Source organism: Pararhizobium arenae (assembly GCF_001931685.1).
Classification (GTDB): domain Bacteria; phylum Pseudomonadota; class Alphaproteobacteria; order Rhizobiales; family Rhizobiaceae; genus Pararhizobium; species Pararhizobium arenae.
The window spans coordinates 377155-395031 of sequence record NZ_MOOY01000005.1 but is presented as its reverse complement, the minus strand read 5'-3'; the positions used below and the strand labels follow the sequence as shown (position 1 = coordinate 395031).

Sequence of the window (17877 nt, the reverse complement as noted above, 5' to 3'; positions counted from 1 at the left end):
GCGGCTTTACCCCCCTCTGTCACTTCGTGACATCTCCCCCTCAAGGGGGGGAGATCGGGAGCGAGAGGCTAGCCCCGGCCAATCTCCCCCCTTGAGGGGGAGATGCCCGACAGGGCAGAGGGGGGTGAGCCACAATCGCCTGCCATGATGAATGCGCATACCAAGGAGTTTGAAATGCCCACCCTGTTCCGCTTCCTGTCCATCTGCGCGGTCATTGCGGGCGTAATCTATGGCACGATGTGGGCTTTGGTGACCTTCGTGAACCCCGTGGAACGGGATGTCACGATCCGTATTCCCTCGGAACGGATCAACAAACCGCAATGAGCGATTTTTCCGGTCTCCACGTCGAATCCTTCCTGGAAATGATGAGCGCCGAGCGTGGCGCTGCCGTCAACACGCTGGCCTCCTATGAGCGCGACCTGGAGGATGCCTGCTCGTTCCTGAAGACGCGCGGCGTCAAGGCGATCGAGGCGAGTTCCGAAGACCTGCGCGCCTATCTCGGCCATCTCTCGCAACAGGGTTTCATGGCCTCGTCACAGGCGCGGCGGCTTTCGGCGCTCCGGCAATTCTACAAGTTCCTCTATGCCGAAGGCCTGCGCGGCGACGATCCGACCGGCGTGCTCGACGCACCGAAGAAGGCGCGGTCCCTGCCGAAAGTCTTGAGCATCGACGATGTTTCGAAGCTGATCACGCTCGCCGAAACCGAGGCGCAGGCGCCCGGTCCCAACCAGCTTGCCCGGCAGCGCATGCACGCGCTGATCGAACTTTTGTATGCGACAGGCATGCGCGTCAGCGAACTCGTATCCCTGCCGGCAAGCGTGCTCGCCCAGAACGGGCGATTCCTTGTCATCAAGGGCAAGGGTAACAAGGAGCGGCTGGTGCCGCTGTCGCGGTCCGCGATAAGCGCCGTTGCCACTTATCGCGCGTCCCTTGCGGCGGAAACGGCAGCGAACGAGAAGGCGGAAGAGAGCCCTTGGCTGTTCCCCTCTTCCGGCAAGGCCGGCTATCTGCCACGACAGGTCTTCGCCCGAGACCTGAAAGATCTGGCGGCGCGCGCCGGCATCCGGGTGGCGACGATCTCGCCGCATGTCCTGCGCCATGCCTTTGCGAGCCATCTTCTCGCCAATGGCGCTGACCTTCGCGCCGTGCAGGAACTGCTTGGCCATTCAGACATTTCAACGACACAAATCTATACGCATGTGCTGGAAGAGCGGCTTCACCAGCTCGTCCAGAATCATCACCCCCTTGCCAAACAGGCGAAAAAACGGGATTAGGACCGCCAGAACCCTTGGGTAACTCGATCATCCGCGACCAAGGGAGCAAAACGATCGGAAACGTATCTCATGCACAACTACCTCGATTTCGAAAAACCCATCTCGGATCTCGAAGGCAAAATCCACGAGCTGAAGAAGCTCGCCGGCGAAGACGAGAGCATCGACACGAGCGATGAGGTCGGCCGGTTGGAAGTGCGTGCGCGCGAAGCGATGGTCGACATCTATTCCAAGCTCAACCCGTGGCAGAAGACGCAGGTCGCGCGGCATCCGCAGCGTCCGCATTTCGTCGACTATGCCGCCGGCCTCTTCACCGAATTCACGCCGCTGGCCGGCGACCGCAAGTTTTCCAACGACGAAGCCATCCAGGCCGGTCTCGCCCGTTTCCGCGGCACGCCGGTCGCCGTTATCGGCCAGGAAAAGGGCAACGACACCAAGTCGCGGATCAAGCACAATTTCGGCAGCGCCCGTCCGGAAGGCTACCGCAAGGCAATCCGCGTGATGGAAATGGCCGACCGTTTCGGCCTGCCGCTGGTGACCCTGATCGACACGGCCGGCGCCTATCCGGGCATCGGCGCGGAAGAGCGCGGCCAGGCGGAAGCCATCGCCCGCTCCACGGAAATGTGTCTCAACGTGAAGGTGCCGATCATCTCCGTCGTCATCGGCGAAGGCGGCTCGGGCGGTGCGATCGCGATCGCGACCGGCAACCGCGTCTATATGCTGGAGCATGCGATCTACAGCGTGATCTCGCCGGAAGGTGCGGCCTCGATCCTCTGGCGCGATTCCACCCGCGCCAAGGAAGCCGCGACCAACATGAAGATCACGGCGGAAGACCTGAAGTCGCTGGGCATCATCGACGGCATCATTACCGAACCGGTGGGCGGCGCCCATCGCGATCCGGATGCCGTGATCGAGCGCACCGGCACGGTCATCGCCGATGCGCTGAACGAGCTTTCCGGCCGCAATGGCGAGCAGCTGCGCTCGGACCGCCGGCAGAAATATCTCAATATCGGCCGTCACCTCTGAGGGTCTTGCGATGCACGTCGGCAACGCAGCCCGCGGAACTGTGGGAAAAGACGGCCTGAAGTAGAGTTGTAGTCAAATCTTGGCCATATTCGTCAGGTCAGGCCATGACGGGGCATGAGGCGGGCCTGCATAGTTAATAAGTTGTGAAGAATAAGCACGTATTGATTCGGGTGCTTCGCCTGCCGTGATCGTGGCGTTTGATTGTAATTCATAATGGGCTTTTGCCGATGCGTCTGAGAAATCTCTTCGTCACCGCCGCCGTTGCCGCCCTGCTTGCAGGCTGCACGAACGAGACGCTCGATTCCTTCGACAAGGCGGAAGTCGATCTTCGCAACGTCAAGAACAAGACGACCTACGAACTTTCCGGCCGCATCGTTTCCAACATGCAGGCGGCGAACATGCCCAAGACGTCGCCGATCATGATCCGCATCTTCAAGGAAGAAGGCGCGCTCGAGATCTGGAAGGCCGACGCGACCAACCGTTTTGCCAAGCTACGCGAATACAAGATCTGCGCCTGGTCCGGCAAGCTCGGCCCGAAGGTGAAGGAAGGCGACCGACAGGCGCCGGAAGGTTTCTACCCGATCAGCCCCGGCCAGATGAACCCCAATTCCAGCTACTATCTCGCGATCAACACCGGCTTCCCGAACCGCTATGACGCCGCCAATGGCCGCCATGGCACCAACCTGATGATCCATGGCGCCTGCTCGTCTTCCGGCTGCTACTCGATGACCGACGAGCAGATGCAGGAAATCTTCGCGCTGGCGCGCGACGCCTACAAGGGCGGCCAGAAAACCATCCAGTTGCAGGCCCTGCCCTTCCGCATGACGGCCGAAAACATGGCGCGTCACAAGAACAGCCCGCATATCGAATTCTGGAAGATGCTGAAGGAAGGCTACGACCAGTTCGAGATCACCAAGCGGCCGCCGGAAGTCAACATCTGCGAGAAGAAGTACGTCTTCAACCAGCAGACCGACGGCAAGTTCAATCCGGCCGGCCAATGCCCCGCGATGTCGACGCCGCCCGCCATGCAGGTGGCGCTCGCCAACTACAACAAGAAATACGACGAGGAATACGCCAAGGCGCTCAAAAAATATGAGGGCATGGTGTGGTACGAGCCGAGCGAGGCCGAGCGCAAGGCGATCGTCGCCAAGGAGCGCGTCGGCAAGGAGCTCGCCTATGCGCCGACCGGTCGCTCGATCGACGCCGGCAAGCTGATGAAGGCTGAAGACCTCGCCGAACTCGAAGCAAAACGCGCCGAGCTCGCCGAAGCCAAGAAGGCAATCGAAATCCAGACAGCCGCACTCGAAAAGGCGACGCGCGGCGGCAAGAGCGTGCCGGTTCCGGCCGAAAACCCGATGCCGCGCCCGGTCGAGCAGGCTTCTGTCGAGACGGCAACGGCCAAGAAGGGTTTCTGGGGTCTGTTTGGCGCGAAGGACGTGGCCGAACCGCAACCGGCTCCGGTTTCGAACAGCCTGACGGAAGCAGACGGCGCAGATGCCGGGAACCCGGCAGAGCAGACGGCGGCGGCGTCTCCCGAGGCTGCCGGGACGCCTGCCGCAGAGACAAAGCCGGTCGATCCCCAGACGGCAGCACCCTCGCCTGCGCTACAGGGCGAAGCGGCAGCGGGAGCCAATGTCCCGCAACAAGCCGCTGTGGAACAGACCGGCGAAGCGCCGCAGAAGAAGCCTTTCTGGAAATTCTGGGCCAAGTGATGCCGGAGGCCGAGACGGCGGTGGTCTATGACCTCAAGGGGCTAAAATGCCCTTTGCCGGTCTTGAGGACCCGCAAGCGCATGCGCCTGCTCGCGCCCGGCGCGCTGATCGCGGTCGAGACGACCGATCCGCTGGCGGTGATCGATATCCCGCATTTTTGCCACGAGGACGGGCATACGCTGGTAGAGAGCAGTGCGATCATAGGCGGTCATCGCTTTCTGATCCGCAAGAAGGCCTGATCAGCTTGACCGGCGGTGAAGTGCTTGACCTCGCCGGAAACGTTCCGACGAGGGAAAATCGCTCAGGCGGACATTACTTCTTGCCGCTGTCCTTGACCTGAGATCCCAAAGCGGGCGCGGAAGGCTTGGCAGCTGCCTTGTCCTTCTTCGGCTTTCTGGTTTCCTTGTTGCTTCGTACCTGACCCTTGGCCATGTGAGCTTCCTCCTGTTGACCAGAAATCCTAAAGCGCTTCGTTGTTAAATGGAAGCGTTCTAACGAGCCCAACTGCGATGCGGGCCGGCGAAGCAGCGCCGAAGAAGCTCTTCTGGAAATTCCGGGCCAAGTGATGCCAGAGGCCGAAATCACTGACCCGCTGGCCTTGATCGATACTCCCCATTTTGTCATGAGGACGGGCGTACGCTGGTGGAGAGCGATGTAGCTTCCGGCGTGCATTGGCTTCTGATCCGCGAGAAGGCTTCACACCATTTGCCCCGCCTAAAGCATGTCTCGCAAAAATGTGCCGCGGTTTGCTAAAAGACATGCGTAAAAACAAAAACCTAAAGCGGACGAGCAAATCTGAAAGATCGCAACACGCTTTCGAAGCGCTTCCCGGAACTTCGGTAGAAACCTCAGTCCGCAGGTCCATCGTCGACGGAAAGCTGGTGGCTCGCCCATTCGGCTTCGGGGATTGCGTCTCCCACCTTGAAGGCGAAGGAAACAACCGTCTGGTAATCTGGTGAAACCGTGCAGCGGAAAGTGATCCCGTACCATCGACGCTTGCTACGGAAGGCCGCTCCTTCCGCAGCCAGACTGTACTCCCCGAGTTTCATCTCAGCCATTGCATAAGCCACAACGAAATCAGGCTGAAGGATAGCGTTCGTGGCATGAATTTGCTCCATAGCCTCGATATTGCAGAGCTGAACGATCCGCTCCGATGGAGCAAGCTCACCCATCGCCTTGCGCGCTTTCGCACTTCTTGGATCATTCAGAACTTTTGTGGAAAGGAAATGCCTTGCCTCGATCATGTCGGCACTTCGATCCTGTTCCTTCATCAGAGGCTGAAAAGTCGGCTGTCGTGGTATTGCCTCGGGCACTTCAGAAGACTTCAGCGGCTTCGCCGTGGCTTTGGCATCCGATTGCACAACATTCCGGAATTCCTGCGCCGAAATAATGGATACAGCGACTGCGTCTTCCACCCGAGGATGCGGAAACGGCCCGGCCAAGAGAAAAAGAAGCAGCGTTAAGAGCAGGACGTGGAGGACAAGAGAAACGACAAGCGCCGTGCGGCATGAGCCACGATCCTGCTGCTTGTTTCTCTGCATGGGCTCGGTGATCATCACGGATGGGGCTTGACTACCATCCGATATGATCCCTCGCCCCGCCGCGCCCAAGCCCGACCTACAATTTCATTCCCGGCACCGCCAGCGGATTGTCTTCCAGTGCCTGCCGATCAGCCCGATCGACAGACGGCTTGCCGGTGAACGCATCGAACAGGTCGCGAACGAAAGCCTCTTCCAGGCCCTTGGTGATGATCACCATGCGGGTGCGGCGATCGTTCGGGTCCGGCCAGGCGGCAAGTCTCTGCGGCGGGTGAAAGACGCTCTGCACGCCATGCAGGATCAGGGGCCTGTCCGGCCGGTCCGACATCGCAACGATCGCCTTCATGCGCAAAAGTTTTTCGCCATGGGCCGAACGCAGGAGATCGATAAACATCTCCAGTGCCATCGGCTCGATAGGGCGATCATGCACGATGCTGAAGGAGCGGATATCCGCGCCGTGGCGGTTGGCTTCGTGGTGGTGATGGCCTTCATGATCATGACTGCAATGGTCGTGGTGTTCATGGTCATGGTGTTCATGATCTTGGTGATCATGATGCGCCTCGTCCTGCAGCCAGCGACCGACATCGGCGCTCTTCGTGCCCGGATCGTAAAGACCGCAGTTGAAAAGCTCGGCCTTCCCCGCCTCCGGCAGATCGCCGTCAATAAACTCGGCTCGCGGATTAAGCGTCGCAAGACGCGCCTTGAGGGCAGCGACGCCCTCAGCCGACGCAAGCGTCGATTTCGAGATCACCAGCCGGTCGGCCATGGCCACCTGCTTGGCCGCCTCTTCATGATTGTCGAGCGTCGAGAAGCCGTTGACAGCATCGACGACGGTGACCACGCCATCCAGACCGTAGCTCTGGGCGATGATCGGATTGCCCATCACCGATTGCAGCACGGGCGCCGGATCGGCAAGGCCGGTGGTCTCGATCACGACGCGTTTGAGCGGGCGGATGCGGCCGCTCTGCATGCGGTCCATCAGATCTGCCAGCGTATCGACCAGCTCGCCGCGCACGGTGCAGCAGAGGCAGCCATCGGACAGCTCGATGATGCCGTCGCTCGACGCCTCGACCAGAAGATGATCGAGCGACACATCGCCGAACTCATTGATGATCACGGCGGTATCGGAAAGATCCGGATCCTTCAGCAGCCGGTTCAGCAGCGTCGTCTTGCCGGCACCGAGAAAGCCGGTGAGGATCGACACCGGCACCGCGTTCGAAGATGCAGTCATGGAAAATCCGATCGGAGATTATGGATGCGCTTTAAAAGGTCGGGCGCGGGACCGGGATCGGCACGTTGGCAACATCACCTTGCCCGCCGGCAACCTGACCCTTGGCATTCGTCGTGCCGCTGCCCGGCAGAAGTTCCGCCGAGACAAGGCGCAGCGGCCGGTCGATCTCGTGGATGAAGGGCGACAGCAGCTTCTGGCGACCCGCCTCGTCGCGGCCTTCGCTGCGCACCTTTGCTGCATGGGCCGAGCAGATTTCCTTGCTGATATCGGTCACCGTATCGCGGTTTTCGCCATAGGGCGCGATCTGGCCGAGGCCCGGCTTGCCGGCGCTGCTTTCCGTGAGCGCCATCTGCAGAAGCCGCGCGGATTCATCGGCACGGGCACCGAGGCTATCCGAACCGAGCACCACGGAAACGACGCTGCGGCCGTTGCGGGTCGCGGACGAGACCTGATTGAAGCCGGACGCGCAGATGAAGCCGGTCTTCATGCCATCGGCACCATCGAAACGGCCGATCAGCATGTTGTAGTTCGGGTATTTCTTCTTGCCGGTCTGAAAGCCCTCATAGGCGAAGTACGGCGCATATTCCGGGAATTCCCGCTTCAGGGTAATCGCCAGAACCGCAAGATCGCGGGCCGTGGTGTACTGGCCGGGACCGGGCAGCCCATTCGGGTTGACGAAATGCGAGGAGGTCATGCCGATACGGCGGGCTTCGGCATTCATCATGTCGACGAAAGCGGGCTCCGAACCGGCAACGGTTTCGCCGATGGCGACCGCGATGTCGTTGGCCGACTTGATCAGCATCATCTTGAGAGCGCTGTCGAGCGGCATGGCCTGGCCGGGTTTCAGGTACATCTTGCTGGCCGGCTCGGCAGCGGAATGCTTGCTCATGACAACAGGGGTTTGAAGCGTCAGTCGGCCTGCCTTGATGGCGCGGAAGGTCGTGTAAGCGGTCATCAGCTTGGTCAGCGAAGCCGGATACCAGCGCTGGAAGATATCCTGCTGCTCATAGACCTTCAGCGAATTCACATCGACGACCAGGCGCGGATTTGCCATTGCCGGCAGGACACTCGACAGGGCGATGGCGCAACTCGCCGCCAAAATGGCGAGTTTCTTGCTTCCAATCGAAATTGCACTGTTGACCACTATCGAACCTCGAAATCGGGAATTGCCTCGTGTCGCCCGGCTATTTAACCTATATGGCAAGGTGATGGCAAAGCCCTTTCTTTCACAACCTGCCATCCCCGCGCCTGAAGCGCATGCCCGCAAGCACAGGAAAGACAAATGCCCATTCTGAACCGCGCCGCCGAACTCCAGAACGAAGTGACCGAATGGCGCCGCTACCTGCACACGAAACCGGAGCTTCTGTTCGCGGTGGAAAATACGGCGAGCTTCGTCGAAAAGAAACTCCGGGACTTCGGCGTTGACGAAATCGTGACCGGCATCGGCCGCACCGGCGTCGTCGGCATCATCCGCGGCAATCTCGGCGAAGGCCGCACCATTGGCCTGCGCGCCGACATGGACGCGCTGCCGATGACGGAGACCAGCGGCAAGGCCTGGGCATCGACCACGCCCGGCAAGATGCACGCCTGCGGCCATGACGGCCACACCGCCATGCTGCTGGGCGCGGCGAAATATCTTTCCGAAACCCGCAACTTCAAGGGCGCGGTCGCGGTGATCTTCCAGCCGGCCGAAGAGGGCGGCGGCGGCGGCAACGAGATGGTCAAGGACGGCATGATGGAGCGCTTCTCCATCGCGGAAGTCTACGGCATGCACAATATGCCGGGGATGCCGGTCGGCGAGTTCGGCAGCCGCGTGGGTCCGATCATGGCCTCCACCGACGAATTCACCATCACCATCGACGGCCGCGGCGGCCATGCGGCCCAGCCGCACAAGACTATCGACCCGATCGTCATCGGCTCGCAGATCGTCAACGCGCTGCAGACCATCGCATCACGTACGGCCGATCCGCTGGCTTCGGTCGTGGTTTCCGTGACCAAGTTCAATGCCGGCTTTGCCCACAACATCATCCCCGAGCAGGCCATTCTCGCCGGCACCGTGCGCACGCTGATGCCCGACATGCGCGATATCGCCGAAAAACGTATCGGCCAGATCGCCGAGAGCCTCTGCGCCGCCTATGGCGCGAAAGCCACCGTGCGCTACGCCCGCAACTATCCGGTGACAGTCAACCATGCCGCCGAGACGGCCTATGCGCTGGAGGCTGCGCGGGGCATCGCCGGCGACAGCAAGGTGTCCGACGGCCTCGACCCGATGATGGGGGGCGAGGATTTTTCCTATATGCTGCTGGCTCGCCCCGGCGCCTTCGTCTTCATCGGCAATGGCGACACGGCCGGCTTGCACAATCCGGCCTATGACTTCAACGACGACGTCATTCCCCACGGGATCTCCTATTGGGTGAAACTCACCGAAACCCGGCTGGCCGCCTGACATGGCCATCCAGGATATCGACAAGATCGATCGCAAGATCCTGAACATCCTTCAGGGCGACGGACGCATCACCAATCTGGAACTGGCCGAGCGTATCGGCCTCTCCCCCACGGCCACCAGCGAACGGTTGCGGCGGCTCTTGAAGGACGGCTACGTCTCTGGCTTCGGCGCGCGGCTTGACCCGCACAAGCTGGGTTTCGGCCTGCTCGTGTTCATCGAGGTCATGCTCGACAAGACGACGCCGGAGGTGTTCGACAATTTTGCCGAAGCCGTGCGCAAGGCGCCGGCCGTGCTGGAATGTCATATGGTGGCGGGCGGTTTCGATTATCTCGTCAAGACCCGCTTCGAGGACATGAACGCCTATCGCAGTTTTCTCGGCCAAGTGCTCTGGACCCTGCCAGGGGTAAAGGAAACGCGGACCTATGCGGTGATGGAAGAGATCAAGAACGACGGGCCGCTGCAGCTTTTGTGAGGTTTTTGCCGGAAGTTCGGAGAAGTATTGCCCCTCATCCGGCCTGTCGGCCACCTTCTCCCCGTTATGACGGGGAGAAGGGACAAGCGGCAAACTCCGTCGTCCCCTCTCCCCGCCTGCGGGGAGAGGGCTAGGGTGAGGGGCAATACCTCGAAGGTAGGCTCTTACAGCGTCGCCATATCAATCACGAAGCGATAGCGCACGTCGCTTTTCACGACGCGGTCATAGGCTTCGTTGACCTGATCCATGCGGATCATTTCGATTTCCGAGACGATGTTGTGCTCGCCGCAGAAATCCAGCATTTCCTGGGTTTCCTTGATCGAGCCGATCATCGAACCGGAAATGCTGCGGCGGGCCGGAACCAGCGAGAACGCATGGACCGGAACCGGCTTTTCCGGGATGCCGAGAAGAACCAGCGTGCCGTCGACCTTCAACAGGCTCGCATAGGCATTCCAGTCAAGCTCGGCCGAGACCGTGCAGAGGATCAGGTCGAAGCTGCTCGCCAGCGACTTGAAGGTTTCCGGGTCGGACGTGGCGTAATAATGATCCGCACCGAGCTTCAGGCCGTCTTCCTTCTTGGAAAGCGACTGGCTGAGCACCGTTACATCGGCGCCCATTGCGTGCGCCAGCTTGACGCCCATGTGGCCAAGGCCGCCCATGCCGACGATTGCGACCTTCTTGCCCGGACCGGCATTCCAGTGACGCAGCGGCGAATAAAGCGTGATGCCGGCGCACAGCAGCGGTGCGGTTGCCGCAAAATCGAGGTTTGCCGGCAGCGAAAGCACATAGCCTTCCTTGACCACGATGCTATCGGAATAACCGCCATAGGTCGGCGTCACGCCATCGGCTTCGAAGGCATTGTAGGTGCCGACGAGGCCCGGCAGGTACTGCTCGATATCAAGATCGCGGCTTGCGCAGGCCGTGCAGGAATCGACGAAGCAACCGACGCCGACGCGGTCGCCGACCTTGAACTTCGTAACACCGGAGCCGACCTCGGTGACGATGCCGGCGATCTCGTGTCCGGGCACCATCGGAAAATTGGAATTGCCCCATTCACCACGGGCCTGGTGAATGTCGGAATGGCAGATGCCGGAATATTTGATGCTGATGACGACGTCGTCCGCATTCGGCGCGCGTCGTTCGAAAGTGAAAGGTTCAAGCGGCTTGGACGCATCGGTCGCCGCATATCCTCTTGCCAGGGCCATGGATTGCTCCTTAAATTTCTTGAGGCGGGGAAAGGAAACGCGAATGGCTTCTCCCGCGCGCACTATGGCCCCGAACCAAAACAAGCGTTAGAGCGATCCTGCAAAATTTTTGCACAATCCTGCAAAACATGACCGCGACAATCTGCTAGATGATGCGTATTTCCTAAATTCGGGAAACGAAAACGACGACGTACCGGGGAGGTGCTTCACATGAAGAACGGAACGCTTTTACGCCAGCAGGAATTGATCGACCTTATCGCTTCCTATGCGACGGAAGACGGCGAACACCTGACGCCGATCAAGGGGCTGATGATCAACCGGCTCTCTACGGTGGGAATGCCGGTCTGCTCTGCCTTCAAGGCGAGTTTCGGCCTCGTGGCGCAGGGTACGAAGGAAGTCGTTCTCGGCAACGAGATCTATCGCTATGGCGGCAGCGATTTTCTGCTGACCTCGCTCGATCTGCCGGTGACCAGCCGCGTGGTCGATGCGACGCTGGAAAAGCCCTATCTCAGCGTCGGCTTCGAAATCGATTTCGGCAAGGTGGCAAGCCTTGTGCAGACGCTGGGCCCCGCTCCGGCAGAGGTCGAGACCAGCGAACGCGGCATGGTCGTGTCGCAGGTGACCGAAGAACTGGTTGATGCCATCATCCGGTTGCTGCGGTTGCTGGAGCGTCCGCAGGAAGCGGCAATGATGGCGCCGCTCCTCGAACAGGAAATACTGTACCGGCTGCTGGCCGGACCCCAAGGCGCGCGCCTGCGGCGGATGGCGGTGACGGAAAGCCAGTCTCACCAGATCAGCAAAGCCTGCGCCTGGCTGAAGGAATACTATGCCCTGCCGCTTCGCATTGAAGAACTGGCGCACCGCGTCAGCATGAGCGTTTCTTCGTTGCACCATCATTTCAAGGCGGTCACCGCCATGAGTCCGATGCAATACCAGAAGCGTCTGCGGCTGCAGGAAGCACGACGCCTGATGCTGGAGGAAAAGCTGGATGCGGGTTCCGCCGGACATCAGGTCGGGTACGAAAGCCAGTCGCAGTTCAGCCGCGAATATGCACGCCAATATGGCGAACCGCCGTTGCGGGATGTTGGTCGGGCCCGGCGCTCGCTTTTCGAGCGCCTTGCAGGCGATGGCGAAATCTTAAGCGAGGCCTGATACAGACGATACTCATAAATACAACCATTGGTAGATAGTGGTTACTTACAAAACCCCAGCAACGCAGGGAGCCGGTCTTTTTTTGGGTGCGTCGTGCCATATTGCACCGCAGCACTTTACAACTCTTGGCGTGTGGCATTTGATTGCGACGCATTCGAAGCGGGGGCTTTGCCATGCTTTGCTGGGACTTGCAGTCAAGATCGATCAAGAGAATTTATTACGACGCCACGGAGCATCTCCTTGGCATCGTTTCGGCGCGCGGCAACCTGCGAGTGTTCGATTGCCCCGACCGCATGCTCGTGGACAAGATGGTCGAGGCGGAGAAACCGGGCACGTTTTTTGAACTGGTCATTGCGCCGGAGGTGAGGCAGTTGCCGACGTTCTCGCTTCGGCGCCTGCGGTTCAGCAGGCGCGTGAGGCAGGACGCCGAGTGATGCCGTCCCTACCGGTGGTCAGAAGCGCCGGATAACGCTTTTGCGCAGATTGTCCAGTTCGTAAGTGCCTTCCGTGGTTCGCACCAGCAAAGTAACGTGCCCTTCGCCGTCGGCCAGACGCTTCAAGCGCAGGCCCATCGCCGTAGGCGGGATACCGGCCTCGATAAGCCTCCGCCTCTTGGTCATCACGTAGTCATCGCAATCGCCGGAGGCGACGTCGGCCTGCCAGACATCGTCGGCCTCGCTCTGGGGCCTGATTTCCGCATTCACCTGATAATGCACATAGGCGATCGTCGAACGCAGTTGCGCGGTCATCGCCACTTTCTTCGGCCCTTTCGTCGGGCATTCGTCGATGTTGCGCAGGCAGTAGAGGGAAAAGGCGACCGGCTGCGGCTTTGCAGGTTTCGTCGCGGCGGGCACGTCGAGGGAGTAGGCCTGCCATCCTGCGATGGCGAGCGCGGAGATGACCGCTGACATACAGAAGCCCTTGCCCATGTGCTGCCCCTCATGAACACCCCGGCCGGGTCACGGCTTTTACACCGCCGCCCAGCGCCGCATGATTTCACCCCGATCATGCTCAATGAGATGTAAAGAAAATGGCAATCACGAGGCTGCAAGCGGCATGCACGCAAAATTGTGCGTGCCGGATACTTCTATTTCCCGGCAGTTCACCACGTTTTGAAGCTCCTCGCCAGAGGCGCTCGACCTTCGCGATCAAGCCTGCAGTTCACGTTCAACGATCGCGGCCGCAATGGTATTCACCAGCAGATCCACCGAGTACGGCTTCTGGAGCGTCCTGTAGCCGGCGATTTCCTCCGGCACTTCCGCATAACCCGTCGCGATGACGATGGGCAAAGCGGGGTTGCGAACACGCAGGGCCGCCGCAAGCTGGGCGCCGGTCATGCCCGGCATTGCATAATCGGTGACAAGGCAGGCGATTTCAGGATGGCGATTATAGAGTTCTAGCGCCTCGATCGCCGTGCTGGCCGCTATGACGTTGACCCCTTGATCCTGGAGAATGGCTTCCGTGCCGAGCAGGATCAGGATTTCGTCATCCACCACCATCACGGTCCTTCCGTTCAGGCTGCGGGAATGATCGACCGCGACCGGGCCGGGCTCGGTGCCGACAGCTGGTGACGGTGCGGCTGCGGCGACGGGAAGCCAGACCTCGATGGTCGTTCCGGCTCCCTTCTGGCTCGAAATGACAAGAGTGCCGCCCGATTGCTCGGCAAATCCGTTTGCCATCGAAAGTCCAAGGCCGGTGCCCCGTCCGACGCCCTTGGTCGTGAAGAAGGGCTCGCGTGCACGCGCCAACGTTTCCTCATCCATGCCTTGGCCATCATCCGAAACGGAAATACAGACGTAATTTCCCGCTTCGAGGGGCGGCGGGGGCTGGGTTGATTCCAACGCCGTGAAGGCGATCGTCCCTTGATCCATGGCATCTCTGGCGTTGACCGCAAGATTGAGTAAAGCCATTTCCAGCTGATGCGGATCGGCGTTGACTGCGGGAAGAGACTGCGGAAACTGGAAGACCAGCGACACCCTGGGCCCGAGCGAGCGGTCAAGCAGGTCGCGCATGCCCTCAACGAGCGCACCGACATCGACGGCTTCGGAACTCAGATGCTGCTTTCGCGCAAAGGACAGCATGCGCTGCGTAAGGCTTGCGCCCTTCCTTGCGCCTTCCATGGCATTGTCGGCAAAACGCAATATCCGTTCGTCGTCCCCGACCCGCTTGCGCAGCATTTCGAGGTTGCCGAGGATGACGGCCAGAATGTTGTTGAAATCGTGGGCGACGCCGCCGGTGAGCTGACCGATGGCCTCCATCTTCTGGGCCTGCAGCAGGGCCTCTTCCGCGCGCCGGCGTGCCGTCACATCGACCAGACCGCCAATCGCGCGGACGAAGTTGCCATCGTCGTCCCGTTCCACCTTCGACGTCGAAAGCACATCGATGAATTCACCTTCACGGGTCACCAGCCGGTACTCCCGCTCGCGAAGCTCGCCCGTCGACAGCAGCGTCTTCCAGTCCTGCAGCCTCTGCCGCGCCGATTCCTCCGTCATGAAATTGATCAGGGGGCGACCTATCACAGCCTCACGCTCGTAGCCGAGCAGCGCCAGCCAGGCATCGCTGATCTCCTCGATCCTGCCGTCCGCACCCAGGGCGTGAAGCGGAAGCGGCGTGCGGCGATAAAGCGAACGGAACTGCTCCTCGCTCCGCTTGAGAGCCATCGCCTCTCTTGTGGCAAGCGCTGCGAACCGGCGATCGAACATGGCGGCGATGATCGCCGCAAGCAGGATCAGAAACGCGATCGCCGACACGGCAAGGGCCAGATTGCCCTGATCGACGCTGCCGGCAACAGGCTGCATGGCATCCACACCGTCATGCATATGAAAGGAGGCGGCCCGCATGCCGGCAAAATGCATACCCGAGATGGCGAGCCCCATGGCCAGGGCCGACAAAGACTTTTGCAGGAAACCGGCGCGTCGAAACGCCAGCCATAGCGCCGCGATCGATGCTCCGATGGCGATGAGGACGGAGATCACCACCCACGCGATATCGTAGACCAGTGCCGCCTGCATGCGCATCGCGGCCATGCCGAGGTAATGCATGGCCAGAATGCCGCTGCCCATGAAAAGGCCGGCGAAAATCAGGGCCGTGTGCCCACTCCCCTCCCTGACAACGAGCGCGAAGCCGACACCGGTGACGACAATTGCCGTCACCAGCGAGATGGCCGTCAGCCAGGGGTCATAGGCCACCTGCATATCCGGCAGCGCATAAGCAAGCATGGCGACGAAATGCATTGCCCAGATGCCGCCACCCATGCAGACGGCAGCCGTGACCAGCCATGCCAGGGCGCCGAGCCGGCTTTCAGCCGCGCTGATCCGCGCGCCGAGATCGAGGGCGGTATAGGACGCCGCAACGGCAATCATCACGGCAAGAACCACAAGAAAGCTGTCGTGCGATCCGACCATTGCGTCCATGTTCCTGTGCTCCTTAGAATCCCCCCGTGAAACTAGCCGCTTTGCAGCCCGGGTAAAGCCATGAAAACAATGTATCGGGAGTAGCCCACGACCTTCGCCGACGATCAGGCGAGACTGCGCAGATAGAGCGACAGAAGCTGGGTCTGGGAGGAGATGCCGAGCTTGCGATAAACGTTGCGGCGGTGGACCTTTACGGTGCCGGTGGAGATGTTGAGCTTCAGGCCGATCGATTCCGACGAATGGCCCTGAAGCACGAGATCGACGATCGCCGTTTCGCGGCTGGTGAGGTTGAGATCGCGCCAGACGGCATCGGCGGGCTGCAGCGCCTTGTCCTGCCCGCTCCGCTTTCCGCCACGAGACCCCGATTTTCGCTGCGCATCGAAACGGCTGCCGAGGCCGGACCAGTAGTAGCGGACCATAGCCGATACCAGCGGCTCGGCCTGTTTCAGCACGGCAAAATCGGCAGCGGGAAAAGCGCCGGTCTCCTCGCGCCGCATCAGAGAGAGCGCGATGGTGATGTCATCTTCCGTGGTGACGAAGAAACCGATCTCTTCCGCAAGGCCGGTCTGGACGTAATAGGTCCGGTAATATTCGCTGGAGAAGAAGCGATCCGGGGCGAGTTCCCGCATGCGAAAAACGCCGGAGCGGCGGGCCTGCGCGGTGTGATAGAAGGGATCAAGCAGGTACGGCCCCGCCTGATAGAGCGTCACGAAGATGATGTGCTCCTTCGCATTGAAGGTGCTGTAGAGATCGATCGGCCGCTCCTGCCCGCGATAGGCAAAGACGACGATGTAATCGAACCGCACCAGCGCCGACATCATCTGGCGGAAGGTCTCGCCGAAGGTCGCATCGTCCATGGCGGGCTTGCCGATGGTGGCGCCGAAGGCCTGGAAGAGTGCCTCCAGATTTATGCTCATCGTTCAGCCTCCCCTCTGGCGATTGCGATTTCACCCTCCTCGGCAGGGAGAGTGACGGGTGAAAGCGCGGCATATCCCTTCTCCCCGCGCGCGGGGAGAAGGTGGCCGACAGGCCGGATGAGGGGCATCGTCGCCGCGCTCTCGAGGACGAGAGCTTTGCCCCTCACCCTAGCCCTCTCCCCGCTCGCGGGGAGAGGGGACGACAGCGCACACCGACATGCGTCGCCCAACAAATCCATACCCTCGGTATATACCTTCCACGAAGCTTTTCGAGCTGAAATACCTCTTTCGGGGTATATACCGTCCGAGACCGCCGGGCTTACTCTTTTCCTAACGACGGTGGCATAAGGCAGCGATAGACTGCCCTTCACAAATCAGCCGCGGGGAACAGATTTGACATCCGCTTCGACGAACGACATCGAGTTCCGTTCGGTCACGAAAAACTATGGCGCCGTGACCGCCGTGACGGACATCAACCTCACCGTGCCGAAGGGCGCCTTCCTGGCCCTGCTCGGTCCGTCCGGCTGCGGCAAGACCACATGCCTGCGCATGATCGGCGGGTTCGAGCAGCCGAGCGAAGGCACCGTCCTGATCGACGGGCGCGAGATGAACGGCATTCCGGCCTATCGCCGCCCGGTCAACATGGTGTTTCAGCACTATGCGCTGTTTCCCCATTTCGACGTCGAGCAGAACGTCGCCTATGGCCTGAAACAGATGCGGCCGAAGCTTCCGTCCGCCGAAATCAGCCGCCGCGTGGCGGAAGCGCTGGAAATGGTCCGGCTCGGCGGCTTCGCCAAGCGCCGGATCCATGAAATGTCCGGCGGCCAGCAGCAGCGCGTGGCGCTCGCCCGCGCCATCGTCAATCGCCCCTCCGTGCTGCTTCTCGACGAACCACTCGCCGCCCTCGACAAGAAGCTGCGCTCGGCCATGCAGATCGAACTGCAGACGTTGCAGCGTGAACTCGGCATTACCTTCGTGCTCGTCACCCACGATCAGGAAGAGGCATTGTCCATGGCCGATGTCGTTTGTGTGATGAGCGCCGGGCGCATCCGCCAACTCGGCTCGCCACAGGAGGTCTATGACCGTCCCGCCGATCTCTTCGTGGCCGATTTCGTTGGCAAGACCAACCGCATCGACGCCACGCTGGAAGCCGGCGGCATCACGCTGCGGCTCAGAAACGGCTCGGCGATCCCGGCAGCTAACCGTGCGGTCGCGTCCGGCGATGCGATTGTCGCGATCCGCCCCGAGGCCATTCGCCTGACCCGGGCAGCAACAGCCGATCTCGCCTCGTTCCAGGGCACGGTTACTCACCGCATCTTCCTCGGCTCGTCGGCGGAATATGCCGTCAGCGTTCCCGGCCTTGGCGATTTTCTCGTGACGGCGGATCGTCGCGGCCTTGCCGACAGCGAACTGGTCGAGCCTGGCGAAGCGGTCTTCCTCGGCTTCGATCCGAAAGCCGCCCACATTTTTCCAGCATCAAGTGCAGCCTAAAAT

General features: G+C 60.8%; 17 protein-coding genes. 10 read left to right on the top strand and 7 right to left on the bottom strand.

Annotation, left to right across the window (positions count from 1 at the left end; all coding sequences use genetic code 11):
* Positions 1-174: 174 nt before the first annotated feature.
* The 5 genes from BLX89_RS13580 (at position 175) to BLX89_RS13560 (ending at position 4248) form a co-directional block, all read left to right on the top strand.
* On the top strand, positions 175-324 hold the full coding sequence (locus tag BLX89_RS13580; protein WP_143523612.1) for a hypothetical protein: 150 nt from the start codon (positions 175-177) through the stop codon (positions 322-324).
* Complete coding sequence (gene xerD, locus BLX89_RS13575; RefSeq protein ID WP_075291429.1) at positions 321-1274, top strand: site-specific tyrosine recombinase XerD; 954 nt, start codon at positions 321-323, stop codon at positions 1272-1274. The genes BLX89_RS13580 and xerD overlap by 4 nt, the downstream gene beginning before the upstream one ends.
* A gap of 69 nt (positions 1275-1343) precedes the next feature.
* Entirely contained in the window at positions 1344-2297 is a 954-nt protein-coding gene (locus tag BLX89_RS13570) for an acetyl-CoA carboxylase carboxyltransferase subunit alpha (protein ID WP_075291428.1), read from the top strand.
* A gap of 227 nt (positions 2298-2524) precedes the next feature.
* Positions 2525-4009: a L,D-transpeptidase family protein gene (locus BLX89_RS13565; protein WP_075291427.1), complete on the top strand. Its 1485-nt coding sequence runs from the start codon at positions 2525-2527 to the stop codon at positions 4007-4009.
* Positions 4009-4248: a sulfurtransferase TusA family protein gene (locus BLX89_RS13560; protein ID WP_075291426.1), complete on the top strand. Its 240-nt coding sequence runs from the start codon at positions 4009-4011 to the stop codon at positions 4246-4248. Before BLX89_RS13565 ends, BLX89_RS13560 begins: the two co-directional genes overlap by 1 nt.
* Before the next feature lie 609 nt (positions 4249-4857).
* On the opposite strand, the gene BLX89_RS13555 is transcribed toward BLX89_RS13560, so the two are convergent.
* The 3 genes from BLX89_RS13555 to BLX89_RS13545 form a co-directional block, all read right to left on the bottom strand.
* A complete protein-coding gene (locus BLX89_RS13555) occupies positions 4858-5565 on the bottom strand; it encodes a DUF930 domain-containing protein (RefSeq protein ID WP_075291425.1) in 708 nt (235 codons plus the stop codon).
* Between the two features lie 61 nt (positions 5566-5626).
* Entirely contained in the window at positions 5627-6778 is a 1152-nt protein-coding gene (locus BLX89_RS13550) for a CobW family GTP-binding protein (RefSeq protein WP_075291424.1), read from the bottom strand.
* A 31-nt stretch (positions 6779-6809) separates the two neighbouring features.
* Positions 6810-7880 (bottom strand): D-alanyl-D-alanine carboxypeptidase family protein, encoded by a 1071-nt coding sequence (locus tag BLX89_RS13545; protein WP_075291551.1) that lies wholly within the window; start codon positions 7878-7880, stop codon positions 6810-6812.
* 180 nt (positions 7881-8060) lie between these two features.
* Between BLX89_RS13545 and BLX89_RS13540 the strand changes: the two genes are divergently transcribed.
* Positions 8061-9224 carry a M20 aminoacylase family protein gene (locus tag BLX89_RS13540; RefSeq protein WP_075291423.1) on the top strand — a complete coding sequence of 388 codons (1164 nt, stop codon included), beginning with the start codon at positions 8061-8063 and terminating at the stop codon, positions 9222-9224.
* Positions 9225-9231: 7 nt separating this feature from the next.
* Positions 9232-9696 carry an Lrp/AsnC ligand binding domain-containing protein gene (locus tag BLX89_RS13535; RefSeq protein WP_143523625.1) on the top strand — a complete coding sequence of 155 codons (465 nt, stop codon included), beginning with the start codon at positions 9232-9234 and terminating at the stop codon, positions 9694-9696.
* Between the two features lie 164 nt (positions 9697-9860).
* Here the strand turns inward: BLX89_RS13535 and BLX89_RS13530 are convergent, their stop codons facing one another.
* Complete coding sequence (locus BLX89_RS13530; RefSeq protein WP_075291421.1) at positions 9861-10901, bottom strand: NAD(P)-dependent alcohol dehydrogenase; 1041 nt, start codon at positions 10899-10901, stop codon at positions 9861-9863.
* A 210-nt stretch (positions 10902-11111) separates the two neighbouring features.
* On the opposite strand from BLX89_RS13530, the gene BLX89_RS13525 reads away from it, so the two are divergent.
* Complete coding sequence (locus BLX89_RS13525) at positions 11112-12053, top strand: AraC family transcriptional regulator (protein ID WP_075291420.1); 942 nt, start codon at positions 11112-11114, stop codon at positions 12051-12053.
* A gap of 173 nt (positions 12054-12226) precedes the next feature.
* A complete protein-coding gene (locus BLX89_RS13520) occupies positions 12227-12487 on the top strand; it encodes a hypothetical protein (RefSeq protein WP_075291419.1) in 261 nt (86 codons plus the stop codon).
* 18 nt (positions 12488-12505) lie between these two features.
* Here BLX89_RS13520 and BLX89_RS13515 read toward each other — a convergent pair whose 3' ends face one another.
* The 3 genes from BLX89_RS13515 to BLX89_RS13505 form a co-directional block, all read right to left on the bottom strand.
* A complete protein-coding gene (locus tag BLX89_RS13515) occupies positions 12506-12982 on the bottom strand; it encodes a transglutaminase-like cysteine peptidase (RefSeq protein WP_075291418.1) in 477 nt (158 codons plus the stop codon).
* Positions 12983-13201: 219 nt separating this feature from the next.
* Entirely contained in the window at positions 13202-15466 is a 2265-nt protein-coding gene (locus tag BLX89_RS13510) for an MHYT domain-containing protein (RefSeq protein WP_083637496.1), read from the bottom strand.
* A gap of 104 nt (positions 15467-15570) precedes the next feature.
* The gene (locus tag BLX89_RS13505) at positions 15571-16383 is read right to left on the bottom strand and encodes a helix-turn-helix domain-containing protein (protein WP_075291416.1); all 813 of its coding nucleotides are present in this window, start codon (positions 16381-16383) and stop codon (positions 15571-15573) included.
* Between the two features lie 393 nt (positions 16384-16776).
* Between BLX89_RS13505 and BLX89_RS13495 the strand changes: the two genes are divergently transcribed.
* Positions 16777-17874 (top strand): ABC transporter ATP-binding protein, encoded by a 1098-nt coding sequence (locus BLX89_RS13495; RefSeq protein WP_075291414.1) that lies wholly within the window; start codon positions 16777-16779, stop codon positions 17872-17874.
* The last annotated feature ends 3 nt before the right edge of the window (positions 17875-17877 follow it).

Bases quoted from the DNA above. Each gene is read 5' to 3' on its own strand.
- BLX89_RS13580 (WP_143523612.1), top strand. From the start codon at position 175: ATGCCCACCCTGTTCCGCTTCCTGTCCATCTGCGCGGTCATTGCGGGC.
- xerD (WP_075291429.1), top strand. From the start codon at position 321: ATGAGCGATTTTTCCGGTCTCCACGTCGAATCCTTCCTGGAAATGATG.
- BLX89_RS13570 (WP_075291428.1), top strand. From the start codon at position 1,344: ATGCACAACTACCTCGATTTCGAAAAACCCATCTCGGATCTCGAAGGC.
- BLX89_RS13565 (WP_075291427.1), top strand. From the start codon at position 2,525: ATGCGTCTGAGAAATCTCTTCGTCACCGCCGCCGTTGCCGCCCTGCTT.
- BLX89_RS13560 (WP_075291426.1), top strand. From the start codon at position 4,009: ATGCCGGAGGCCGAGACGGCGGTGGTCTATGACCTCAAGGGGCTAAAA.
- BLX89_RS13555 (WP_075291425.1), bottom strand. From the start codon at position 5,565: ATGATCACCGAGCCCATGCAGAGAAACAAGCAGCAGGATCGTGGCTCA.
- BLX89_RS13550 (WP_075291424.1), bottom strand. From the start codon at position 6,778: ATGACTGCATCTTCGAACGCGGTGCCGGTGTCGATCCTCACCGGCTTT.
- BLX89_RS13540 (WP_075291423.1), top strand. From the start codon at position 8,061: ATGCCCATTCTGAACCGCGCCGCCGAACTCCAGAACGAAGTGACCGAA.
- BLX89_RS13530 (WP_075291421.1), bottom strand. From the start codon at position 10,901: ATGGCCCTGGCAAGAGGATATGCGGCGACCGATGCGTCCAAGCCGCTT.
- BLX89_RS13525 (WP_075291420.1), top strand. From the start codon at position 11,112: ATGAAGAACGGAACGCTTTTACGCCAGCAGGAATTGATCGACCTTATC.
- BLX89_RS13520 (WP_075291419.1), top strand. From the start codon at position 12,227: ATGCTTTGCTGGGACTTGCAGTCAAGATCGATCAAGAGAATTTATTAC.
- BLX89_RS13515 (WP_075291418.1), bottom strand. From the start codon at position 12,982: ATGGGCAAGGGCTTCTGTATGTCAGCGGTCATCTCCGCGCTCGCCATC.
- BLX89_RS13510 (WP_083637496.1), bottom strand. From the start codon at position 15,466: ATGGACGCAATGGTCGGATCGCACGACAGCTTTCTTGTGGTTCTTGCC.
- BLX89_RS13505 (WP_075291416.1), bottom strand. From the start codon at position 16,383: ATGAGCATAAATCTGGAGGCACTCTTCCAGGCCTTCGGCGCCACCATC.